This window comes from Gemella haemolysans (assembly GCF_001553035.1).
GTDB classification, from domain to species: Bacteria; Bacillota; Bacilli; order Staphylococcales; family Gemellaceae; genus Gemella; species Gemella haemolysans_B.
The window spans coordinates 1-9,933 of record NZ_KQ959941.1 but is presented as its reverse complement, the minus strand read 5'-3'; the positions used below and the strand labels follow the sequence as shown (position 1 = coordinate 9,933).

Annotated in this window: 12 protein-coding genes; 5 read left to right on the top strand and 7 right to left on the bottom strand. The window is 29.7% G+C overall.

The window, feature by feature from the left end; genetic code table 11:
* Nucleotides 1-192: 192 nt before the first annotated feature.
* Together HMPREF3186_RS03020 and rny are read right to left on the bottom strand one after the other, a co-directional pair.
* Nucleotides 193-978: a formate/nitrite transporter family protein gene (locus tag HMPREF3186_RS03020; protein ID WP_060913871.1), complete on the bottom strand. Its 786-nt coding sequence runs from the start codon at nt 976-978 to the stop codon at nt 193-195.
* 674 nt (nt 979-1,652) lie between these two features.
* Nucleotides 1,653-3,206: a ribonuclease Y gene (gene rny / locus HMPREF3186_RS03015; protein WP_060913870.1), complete on the bottom strand. Its 1,554-nt coding sequence runs from the start codon at nt 3,204-3,206 to the stop codon at nt 1,653-1,655.
* Between the two features lie 469 nt (nt 3,207-3,675).
* On the opposite strand from rny, the gene rplK reads away from it, so the two are divergent.
* Complete coding sequence (gene rplK, locus HMPREF3186_RS03010; RefSeq protein ID WP_003144801.1) at nt 3,676-4,101, top strand: 50S ribosomal protein L11; 426 nt, start codon at nt 3,676-3,678, stop codon at nt 4,099-4,101.
* A gap of 13 nt (nt 4,102-4,114) precedes the next feature.
* Nucleotides 4,115-4,807: a 50S ribosomal protein L1 gene (gene rplA, locus HMPREF3186_RS03005; protein ID WP_003144761.1), complete on the top strand. Its 693-nt coding sequence runs from the start codon at nt 4,115-4,117 to the stop codon at nt 4,805-4,807.
* A 161-nt stretch (nt 4,808-4,968) separates the two neighbouring features.
* Here rplA and HMPREF3186_RS03000 read toward each other — a convergent pair whose 3' ends face one another.
* Genes HMPREF3186_RS03000 through HMPREF3186_RS02990 form a run of 3 tightly spaced genes read right to left on the bottom strand, consistent with a single transcriptional unit; the run spans nt 4,969 to nt 6,875 of the window.
* Nucleotides 4,969-5,790: a hypothetical protein gene (locus HMPREF3186_RS03000; protein ID WP_060913869.1), complete on the bottom strand. Its 822-nt coding sequence runs from the start codon at nt 5,788-5,790 to the stop codon at nt 4,969-4,971.
* Nucleotides 5,783-6,496 (bottom strand): ATP-binding cassette domain-containing protein, encoded by a 714-nt coding sequence (locus tag HMPREF3186_RS02995; RefSeq protein ID WP_060913868.1) that lies wholly within the window; start codon nt 6,494-6,496, stop codon nt 5,783-5,785. Before HMPREF3186_RS02995 ends, HMPREF3186_RS03000 begins: the two co-directional genes overlap by 8 nt.
* Nucleotides 6,480-6,875 carry a GntR family transcriptional regulator gene (locus HMPREF3186_RS02990; RefSeq protein ID WP_231724149.1) on the bottom strand — a complete coding sequence of 132 codons (396 nt, stop codon included), beginning with the start codon at nt 6,873-6,875 and terminating at the stop codon, nt 6,480-6,482. Before HMPREF3186_RS02990 ends, HMPREF3186_RS02995 begins: the two co-directional genes overlap by 17 nt.
* A gap of 238 nt (nt 6,876-7,113) precedes the next feature.
* On the opposite strand from HMPREF3186_RS02990, the gene HMPREF3186_RS02985 reads away from it, so the two are divergent.
* The 3 genes from HMPREF3186_RS02985 (at nt 7,114) to arsS (ending at nt 9,230) form a co-directional block, all read left to right on the top strand.
* Complete coding sequence (locus HMPREF3186_RS02985) at nt 7,114-7,797, top strand: TIGR04283 family arsenosugar biosynthesis glycosyltransferase (RefSeq protein ID WP_060913866.1); 684 nt, start codon at nt 7,114-7,116, stop codon at nt 7,795-7,797.
* 142 nt (nt 7,798-7,939) lie between these two features.
* Nucleotides 7,940-8,278, top strand: coding sequence for an arsenosugar biosynthesis-associated peroxidase-like protein (locus HMPREF3186_RS02980; protein ID WP_003144831.1), 339 nt, complete (start codon nt 7,940-7,942; stop codon nt 8,276-8,278).
* A gap of 7 nt (nt 8,279-8,285) precedes the next feature.
* On the top strand, nt 8,286-9,230 hold the full coding sequence (arsS, locus tag HMPREF3186_RS02975; RefSeq protein ID WP_060913865.1) for an arsenosugar biosynthesis radical SAM (seleno)protein ArsS: 945 nt from the start codon (nt 8,286-8,288) through the stop codon (nt 9,228-9,230).
* Between the two features lie 77 nt (nt 9,231-9,307).
* Here the strand turns inward: arsS and HMPREF3186_RS02970 are convergent, their stop codons facing one another.
* Complete coding sequence (locus HMPREF3186_RS02970) at nt 9,308-9,631, bottom strand: hypothetical protein (protein ID WP_060913864.1); 324 nt, start codon at nt 9,629-9,631, stop codon at nt 9,308-9,310.
* A 68-nt stretch (nt 9,632-9,699) separates the two neighbouring features.
* The coding region (locus HMPREF3186_RS02965; RefSeq protein ID WP_231724148.1) for a hypothetical protein at nt 9,700-9,933 on the bottom strand (234 nt) is incomplete at its 5' end.

The following is a 9,933-nucleotide window of genomic DNA, read 5'->3' as shown; positions in this document are numbered from 1 at the left end:
CCTCTCGTCAGTCCTAAATTTTGGAGACCCTTTTATATTATCTTATAGTTAGTTTTATATACTTTTATTTTAAATCTGTTATATATAATTGATACTAACAGATATCACTTTTAAGAAAATAAAAAATGAAGTAGGGAATTATCTCCTACTTCATTTTTTTATTATTTAAAGAATTTTAATTTTCTCTATATTTTATTTTTTATAAGCAAATGTATAAAGTGCAGAAACTAATGTAACAGCCCCTACAAAGTTACCTAAAAATACTGTTCCCATGTTTTGGATAAATTGTAAAACTGAGATATTTGCACCTTCAAACATTGCAGCTGGGATTGCGAACATGTTCGCAACCAAGTGTTGGAATCCAATAGCAACGAATGTCATAATTGGGAACCATACACCAAACATTTTACTTCCTACATCTTTAGCAGCAAAGTTTAACCATACTGCCATACCTACTAACCAGTTACACCCTACAGCTGAGAAGAACACTTGCCAGAATGTTAAATACACTTTTGATTCACCAGCTGAGATAGTTTTAGCTGCAATAGAACCACCAGTTAACCCAGTTAAATGTCCTAAGAAATAAGCAATAACTAGAGAACCAACAAGGTTTGCAAATGTAATAACAACCATGTTTTTAGCCAACAGTTTAAAACTAATCTTCTTATTAAACCATGCAACAGTTACAGCCATCATATTACCTGTAACTAATTCTCCACCACCAACTAGAATACAAATAAGTCCAATTGGGAAAACAGATGCTCCAAGTAATGCACCAATACCACCAAATTCTTTAGGAATTGATCCTGATACACGAAGTAAGGCTAAAAATCCTACTCCGATGAATGCCCCACCCAAGAAACCTAAACTTAACATATATTTAAGGCTTGCAGTTGCTTTAGCAGTACCTTTTTTAATAGTTAGTTCATAAACTTCTTGAGGCTCTAAAAATGCTTTAGATTCTACAGTGTTTGTCATGATAACACTCTCCTTAAAAATTTATAATAATTACATAGATAATAATTTTTCTACATCTACAGTAAAGATTATACTATAACAAGGATATTTTTTCAATACTGTTTTAATACAGTTTTTATTAAAATATAGATAATTTAACAAGGTACTCTTCATTGTTTTTTATTAATATTATCAAATATATTAGTATTTGTTAAATCGTAAATTAATAAAACAACAGCTAATAAAACGTTTTCTATGAATGTTATATTTTTTAATATTTGAATTATTCTTTTTTCTTACTACACTCTATAATAACAGCATTTGAAGCTTTCAACCTAAAATAATTCTTAAAAATAATAAATATAAATTCTTCGAAAATAAAAATTTAAATATTATAAATTCATAAATAGAAAAATTACTGAAATTTCAAATATATTTTTCTCATATTTTCAATAATATTTCAAAAACGGATTTACAAGAATCTTGAAACATACTAAAATTTATCCTGTTATAATAATAATTCTCAATTTAAAATCATTATAGCTAAATTACAATATTCCTAAAGAATTTAGTACTTTATTAATTTCTTCAAATCAATTTTACCAATTATACAATATAACTCCTTATCTTTATTTGAATTTAGAAATTTCGTACACATAAAAAAGCGATTGGATAATTTCCAATCGCTTAATTTACTATCTTGCAACCTTAACTGCTCTAACCTCACGAATAACATTAACTTTAATGTTTCCTGGGTATTGCATCGTTTCTTCGATTTTATTTTTAACTTCTTTGGCAATTTTGTAAGTTTTTGTATCATCTACCTCTTCTGGATTTACGATTACACGAATCTCACGACCTGCTTGAATAGCAAATGTTTTTTCCACACCTTTGTGTTCATTTGCAATTTCTTCAAGTTTTTGTAGACGTTTAATATAGTTTTCTAATGACTCTCTTCGAGCCCCTGGACGTGATGCAGAAAGTGCATCCGCTGTGGCAACAATGACAGAAATCGGATGTGTTGGTTCAGTATCACCGTGGTGTGAAGCAATTGCATTAACAACAATTGCATTCTCTTTATATTTAAGAGCTAAAGCTACACCAATTTCAACGTGCGAACCTTCAACCTCATGATCAAGTGCTTTACCGATGTCATGTAATAAACCTGCACGACGAGCTGTTGCGACATCTAAGTCTAGCTCAGCTGCGATAAGTCCAGAAATATATGCTACTTCCATAGAGTGTTGTAGTCCATTTTGACCGTAACTTGTTCTATATTTTAACTTACCAACGATTTTCACTAAATCTGGATGCATATTGTGGATTCCAAGGTCGAATGTAGCTTGCTCCCCTGCATCACGAATAACTTGATCAATGTTTTTACGTGCTTTATCAACAGCTTCCTCAATTTTCGAAGGATGGATACGACCATCATCAATAAGTGATTTAATTGCAGTTTTTGCAATCTCACGACGTATTGGATCATATCCAGAAAGGATAACTGCTTCTGGAGTATCATCAATAATTAAATCTACCCCTGTTAATGTTTCTAAAGTACGAATGTTTCTTCCTTCACGACCGATAATACGACCTTTCATATCATCACTTGGAAGATCTACAACAGATACAGTAGTTTCACTAACTACATCTGTAGCAAAACGTTGTAATGATTGAACAATAAGTTCTTTTGCACGTTTATCAGCAACGTTTTTCGCCTCTAGTTCTTTATTTCTTATATATATTGCCATGTCTTTAGCCATATCAGTCTCAACTGCGGCCATAATCTCTTCACGAGCTTGTTCTTCTGTTAAGTTTGCAATTCTTTGCAACTCTGTTTCTTGTTGAATCTTAAGTTGATTAACTTCACTACTTTTCTCTTCAAGAAGTTGAGATTTCTCTTCCAATTTCATCTCTCTAGAACTTAACAACTCATCTTTTTTATTTAGAAGTTCTGTTTGGCGTTCTAATGAAGATTCTTTTTGAACAATTCTATCTTCTTGTCTTTGAATATCTTGCTTTTTAAATTCTGCTTCTTTATTAGCTATGTTAATTATCTCTTCAGCTTCTTTTTTAGCGATAGTAGTTTCTTTTTCAACTATATATCTAGCTTCTTTTCTTGCTTCTCCAATAATATGATCAGCATCTTGCTTAGATAATTCTAATTTCTTTTGAATAGAATTTTTTGAAATAATATATCCAAATAAAAGTCCAACAAGTAAAGCTGCAACACTGATTATTCCATAAATCATTTTGCAACCTCTTTCTATTTTGAAAAATTTTTATTATGATATAACAACTATTCGACAATTAAAATTCGAATAAATTGTCACATACCATAATTACAATTCTACACTACCTATAGTAAAAAGTCAATAGTTCACTCAGGGAAAATCCCAGTTTATAAAATCTTTTCTTCTATATAATATAGTTTATAAATTTCTTTTTAAATTATAACTTCTATTTATCTATTATTTTGATTTTATACTTGAATTTTAGCCGACTTAGTTGTATTATTTTAATATCTACTCAATAAAAGTAGAATTATTTTTACTAAACATAAGTTTTTTTAAAAAAACTTATTAAAATACTTGCAATTACTTATCCAGTGTGATATTATATTCAAGTATGTAAAAATACAAAACTTGATTGAGTGGGAGAACGAAAAATTCAAAGACGTTCAAATGACCACATCACGAAAAATATATAGGAGGTTTTATCGTGGCTAAAAAAGTTATAAAAGTTGTTAAATTACAAGTACCAGCAGGTAAAGCTAACCCAGCTCCACCAGTTGGTCCAGCGTTAGGTCAAGCTGGTGTAAACATCATGGGATTCTGTAAAGAATTCAATGCTCGTACACAAGACCAAGCAGGATTAATCATTCCAGTAGTAATCTCAGTATATGAAGACCGTTCATTTACTTTCATTACTAAAACACCACCTGCACCAGTATTACTTAAAAAAGCAGCTAAAATTGAAAAAGCATCTTCTGTTCCTAACCGTGACAAAGTTGCTACAGTTTCAAAAGCTCAAGTTCAAGAAATCGCTGAACTTAAAATGGCTGACTTAAACGCAGCTTCTGTAGAAGCAGCAATGCGTATGATCGAAGGTACTGCAAGAAGTATGGGTATCTTAATAGGAGAATAGGAGGATAATTATAATGGCAAAAAAAGGTAAAAAATATCTTGAAGCAGCTAAATTAGTAGATTCTTCTAGTCTATACTCTGTAGTAGAAGCAATCGAATTAGCTAAAAAAACAAGCACAGTTAATTTTGACGCAACTGTAGAAGTTGCATTCCGTTTAGGAGTTGACACTCGTAAAAACGACCAACAAGTTCGTGGAGCAGTAGTTCTTCCTAAAGGAACTGGTAAAACTGCTAAAGTTTTAGTTTTTGCTAAAGGTGATAAAGCAGCAGAAGCTGAAGCAGCAGGAGCTGACTACGTAGGACAAGGTGAATACATCACTAAAATCCAACAAGGTTGGTTTGATTTTGACGTAATCGTAGCTACTCCAGACATGATGGGAGAAGTTGGTAAAATCGGTCGTGTATTAGGACCTAAAGGATTAATGCCAAACCCTAAAACTGGTACTGTAACTATGGACGTTACTAAAGCTGTTAATGAAATCAAAGCTGGTAAAGTTGAATACCGTGCTGAAAAAGCTGGTGTTGTTCACACTCCAATCGGTAAAGTTTCATTCTCAACTGAAGACTTAGTTGAAAACTTCAACGCTGTTCAAGACGCTTTAGCTAAAGCTAAACCAGCTGCTGCTAAAGGAACTTACTTCAAATCTGTAGCTGTAACTACAACTATGGGTCCTGGAGTACGTGTTAACACAGCAGAATTCAAATAAGAATTATTAATACAAAGAAGATTTGGTTAACCAAGTCTTCTTTTTTGTTCTTTCCCTACCTCACTATAACATAAATAAAAAAGCTATGACTAACACTATTTTCTGTACTAAATCACTAGCTTTCTTATATTCTTTTATTTTCGATTTATGCTTGCTTAACCTTACTTGGTTTCATTATAAGTATTTATTAATTCAACTCTAGTTGCATCTTTAGTTCCTTCTTTAATTCCTTCAAAGAACATATTAGCTTCAAATGTATAAATTTTTAAGACACTTGTACTTATTAAAAGGAACAGAATTAAAACAAGTTTTCCTTTATACTTTTTATCTACTCGTTTATTTTCTCTATTATGAGCTAATAAAATATTTACGCTAACAAAGTAATATAACAATGTGATTACTATTAATAGTGCTAATTTTATTAAACTAAATTGCGTATTATCATATTTTGGACCTATATATCCACTAAAAGGCACTAAAGAAAATCGAAAGATTCCTACTATAAATTGATAAATAATAATATCATATATAAAGAAGTATATTAGTGTTATTTTTGTCTTAATCATTTGGATTACAGCAAAATTTGATAATGCTATAACTACTATTATTGCATATAGGTATTCAATAGGATTAACTTTACGATAAATATAATCTAATACAAAAGATATTATTCCCCCAAAGAATAAAGTTATATAAGTTGTATAGTAAATATATCTTACTTTATCTTTTAATGAAATCGGTAGATATTCAATAAATTGATGTTCAGGATCATCATATTTTCTTCCATTTATCACAATAATTATTGAACTAATAACAGCTAAAATAATATAAGTTTTATGAAATAATAACTCAAGTACTACAGTGATGGTAATAAAATAATATAGTAAATATAAACTCTTATATAATAAAGGTTTCGTATAATTTCTATTTGAAATTAAATTCCAAATTGCGCCAAAGTTTGTATCGTATTTTTGTTTAATCATTTGAGTTCTCTCCCTTCATAATAGAAAGCAAAATATTTTCTATATCTGTAGTGTTAAATCTTTCTTGTAGCTCTACTATATCTTCTTTAGTATTAATTCTTCCATTTTCTAAAACAATTATATAATCTGCTAAACTCTTTATCACTAAAGGATCTTCAGTTACAAGAATAATCATTTTATTTTCATCTATATAATCTCTTAGAAGATTTAATATTTCTTTTTTTGCTATTAGTCCTACTCCAGAAAATGGATTATCTAACACTAATATACTAGACTTAGTAAAATATCCTATTGCAAATAACAATATTTTTTTCTCCCCTTGAGATAATTCATATATTTTACTATGAAGAACAATTTTTTGTTTATTTAGAAATTCAAAACATTTATCTATATTAAATCTTTCATCTAATTTAGATATTTTATATAAAACTTCATTTACTTGTAAAGTATCTGAAAACAATGGTTTGTCAGCAACATATGAATATAGTTTCTTAATTTCTACTGCATTTTGTTGAAAGTTCAAATTATTATAGCTAATTGCATTTTTATCCGATGAGATTGCTCCTAATAGTGTTTGAAGAAATAGTGTTTTACCACTCCCACTATTACCTGTAATTGCATAGACATATCCATCTTCTAACTCCAAATCTATAGGACCTAGTTGAAATGACTTTTTATTAATCTGTAAATTATTCACTTTTATCATAAATTTTTTCCTCCAATACTTTATCAACTATATCCTTAATATCTTCTATATTAAGTCCATCATTAATAGCATTATCAATTATTACCTTTAGTTCAACTAAATACTCTTCTTTTTTTATAGATAATACAGTAGCTAAATCTATATCATTTACAAAATATCCCACAGCTCCTTTGGAATATATAAGTTCTTCTTGTAATAATACTTCATATGATTTTTTTACTGTTATTATACCTACTTCTAGCTCTTTAGATAAGCTTCTGATAGAAGGTAATTGATCATTGCATTTTAAACTACCATTAAGAATACTATTCTTTATTTGTGTAGCCACCTGTTGATAAATCGGAACAGATGACATATTAGAAATTTTTATATCCATCATACTCCTCCTTATTAATTCTTTTAAGATTAATTTGTATAATTCAATTAGATATTAAAAACGTTTTCTTGTATCTACTGTGATTATACGATAGATACAGTTGCTTTGTCAATATATATTTTGTAATTTCTTATATTTTTTATTAAAAATACTTTAAATCCTAAGTTTAAAGGTAAATATCATTTTGAAATACTTTGTTACATGTTATAATTATATTAATTATTATTTTAGGAGTGTATTTATGATTACTATTATTGTGCCAATTTATAACGAAGAAAAAACAATACGTGATTTTGTCTATAATCTATATTGTTTACATAATATAAAGGAACATGAGGTGCTTTTTGTTGATGGAGGTTCGACAGATAAGACAAAAGAAATCCTAGATGAACTTTCTTATTTCGGTTACACATATCACTTATCGGATAAAAAAGGTCGTGCAAATCAGATGAATTATGGTGCGAAAATTGCTAAAGGGGATATTCTGTGGTTTGTTCATTGTGATAGTGTACTTCAAAAAGATGTAATAGAAAAAGTACTTGCCTGCCCTACTGAAGTTGGCTGTCTAAAGATTAGATTCTATCCAAGTAGCTTTCCTATGTGGGTAAATTCTCTTGTTTCTAATATGCGTGCAAGTATTACTAACCTTGCCTTTGGAGATCAAGCGATATTTATATCAAAGAAAGTATTTGAAGAAGTTGGAGGATATAAAGATATGCCTTTAATGGAAGATTATAAGCTCTCTGAAGATTTAAGTGCACTTAGCTATAAAATTACAGTAATTGACTCCCCTATCACGACATCTACGAGAAGATATAAAAATCATACTGTAAAAACAATGTGGCAGATGCAGCAATATCAAAAAATGTACCGTCGTGGAGTACCTGTGGAAGAAATAGCAAAAATGTATAAAGATGTAAGATAACCGAATTTATACGTTTTGAATGACATTTTAAAATCATTTTTACTAATTTTATGTATTATATAAATAGAACAATTTCATTGATTATTTATGCAAACTAACTTATAATAAAATTATATACAATTTTTTAAAGGAGAGAATAAATATGGCAGATTATTTTAAAAAGAAACATTTAATAGAATTTGGTGAAGGAAAATTTGGTGAAGATGCACCTGATTATTGGAAAAACTTTATGAATTACTACGGTAATGTCATGGCTGAAGGTGAACTAACAACTCGTGAAAAAGCTCTTATCGCACTTGCTGTAGCCCATGCTGAAGCTTGTCCTTATTGTATTGATGCTTATACTAGTACTTGTTTAGAAGAAGGCTGCGATCAAGATCAAATCGCAGAAGCTATCCACGTTGCAGCAGCAATGAAAGCTGGTATTACCCTTGTACACGGTCTTCAAAGTAAAGAATTATCTGATAAATTAACAAACTAGTATTATTATGACAGAATTAAATATTCCTAAATTTTTTGACCAAGTTGAGGAAAAACAATATTTATTAACTGAAGAATTTCCTGAAGTTATGCAAATCAACGTAGGTAGTTTGTGCAATATTACATGCAGTCACTGTCACGTTGACGGTGGACCTACAAGAAAAAATAATATGGTTCGAGAAACTTTTGAACAGATAATTGAAGCATTTAAGGTTGGTAAATATAAAACAATAGATATTACAGGTGGCGCTCCTGAGATGAATCCAAACTTTAGATGGTTTTTAAAAGAAATCGCTCAGTATGCAAAGACCATAATTGTAAGGACAAATCTAATCATCCTTGATGTTCCAGCTTATAGAGACATACCAGAACTATATCGTGACTTAAAAGTTCAAGTAGTGGCATCTCTACCCTACTACAACGAAAAAGTCGTAGCTAAGCAACGTGGAAAAGGTGTTTTTCCTAAGTCAATAGAAGTACTAAGAAGACTAAATGAACTAGGTTATGGTAAAGAAGAAGACCTTATCTTAAACCTAGTCTATAATCCAAATGGAGCATTCTTACCTCCTAAACAAGAAGCACTAGAAAAAACGTATAAGAAAAAACTATATGACAATTTTGAAATTGTCTTTAATAACCTATTCGCAATAACAAACAATCCTATAGGAAGATTCTCTGAATTTTTACATAGAGAAGATTTATACGAAGGTTATATGAACAAACTCTATAAAGCATACAATCCTGCAACATTGCCAGGGCTTATGTGTAGAAATATGATTTCTGTTGGACCTGATGGTTCACTATATGATTGTGATTTCAACTATATTGAAAAACTTAAAATCTCTGGTGAAGTTAACCATGTAAGTCAACTTGTAGATAATCACACAGGTATACGTAGAATTGTTACTGGTATGCATTGTTACGGATGCACTGCAGGAGCTGGTTCTTCTTGAGGTGGAGAGACTTGCTAGCATAGGTTATGCTAATAATATACAAAAAGAAGCCATTAACACGGCTTCTTTTTCATAAACTATTTTTTGATTAGTGTATTAATAATATTTCCAGCAATATCACTAAGACCACTTCCACTATTACTAGTAATATTAAACAACTCACTCATATCACTACTTAATGAATTATCCTTAGAATATGATTCTAATACTTTATTAATCATCGGTGCCACAAGCGCTGATCCTGCACCTTGATTTAGTTGTTCTAATGCTTTGTTTAATATATCACTGACAAACGATGGAACTTGATTATCACCAATAATATTATTAATTAATTGTTTAATTTTATCATCTGCTCCATTACTTCCTGAAGATAAAACATTTTCTAATATATTTTTTAACATATTACACCTCTCAAATTTATTTATTCTAGTTTACCATATAAAACATAAATGTACTATATATTTAACTTTTATAATATAATTTTTAGATGGTAAGCATCCAATATCAATTTTAATTGTTCTTTATCAAGGAAATCGTAAAACACCCATTCCATTTTCCCCTTACAGAGTTTCATTAAAATCATATTAGATTTCCCTTCTTTTTTTGATGAATAGTCAACGTTTAATGGTACAATTTGTTTTGACATTTTATCTTCCTCCATTCCTTCTTTTTGAGAATGATAAAATAAGAATGTACAGTTTTG

What these genes read in the sequence shown, in the direction of transcription:
- HMPREF3186_RS02995 (WP_060913868.1), bottom strand. Translation starts at nt 6,496, where the DNA reads ATGATAAAAGTGAATAATTTACAGATTAATAAAAAGTCATTTCAACTA.
- rny (WP_060913870.1), bottom strand. Translation starts at nt 3,206, where the DNA reads ATGATTTATGGAATAATCAGTGTTGCAGCTTTACTTGTTGGACTTTTA.
- HMPREF3186_RS03000 (WP_060913869.1), bottom strand. Translation starts at nt 5,790, where the DNA reads ATGATTAAACAAAAATACGATACAAACTTTGGCGCAATTTGGAATTTA.
- rplA (WP_003144761.1), top strand. Translation starts at nt 4,115, where the DNA reads ATGGCAAAAAAAGGTAAAAAATATCTTGAAGCAGCTAAATTAGTAGAT.
- HMPREF3186_RS02980 (WP_003144831.1), top strand. Translation starts at nt 7,940, where the DNA reads ATGGCAGATTATTTTAAAAAGAAACATTTAATAGAATTTGGTGAAGGA.
- HMPREF3186_RS02985 (WP_060913866.1), top strand. Translation starts at nt 7,114, where the DNA reads ATGATTACTATTATTGTGCCAATTTATAACGAAGAAAAAACAATACGT.
- arsS (WP_060913865.1), top strand. Translation starts at nt 8,286, where the DNA reads ATGACAGAATTAAATATTCCTAAATTTTTTGACCAAGTTGAGGAAAAA.
- HMPREF3186_RS02970 (WP_060913864.1), bottom strand. Translation starts at nt 9,631, where the DNA reads ATGTTAAAAAATATATTAGAAAATGTTTTATCTTCAGGAAGTAATGGA.
- HMPREF3186_RS03020 (WP_060913871.1), bottom strand. Translation starts at nt 978, where the DNA reads ATGACAAACACTGTAGAATCTAAAGCATTTTTAGAGCCTCAAGAAGTT.
- HMPREF3186_RS02990 (WP_231724149.1), bottom strand. Translation starts at nt 6,875, where the DNA reads ATGATGGATATAAAAATTTCTAATATGTCATCTGTTCCGATTTATCAA.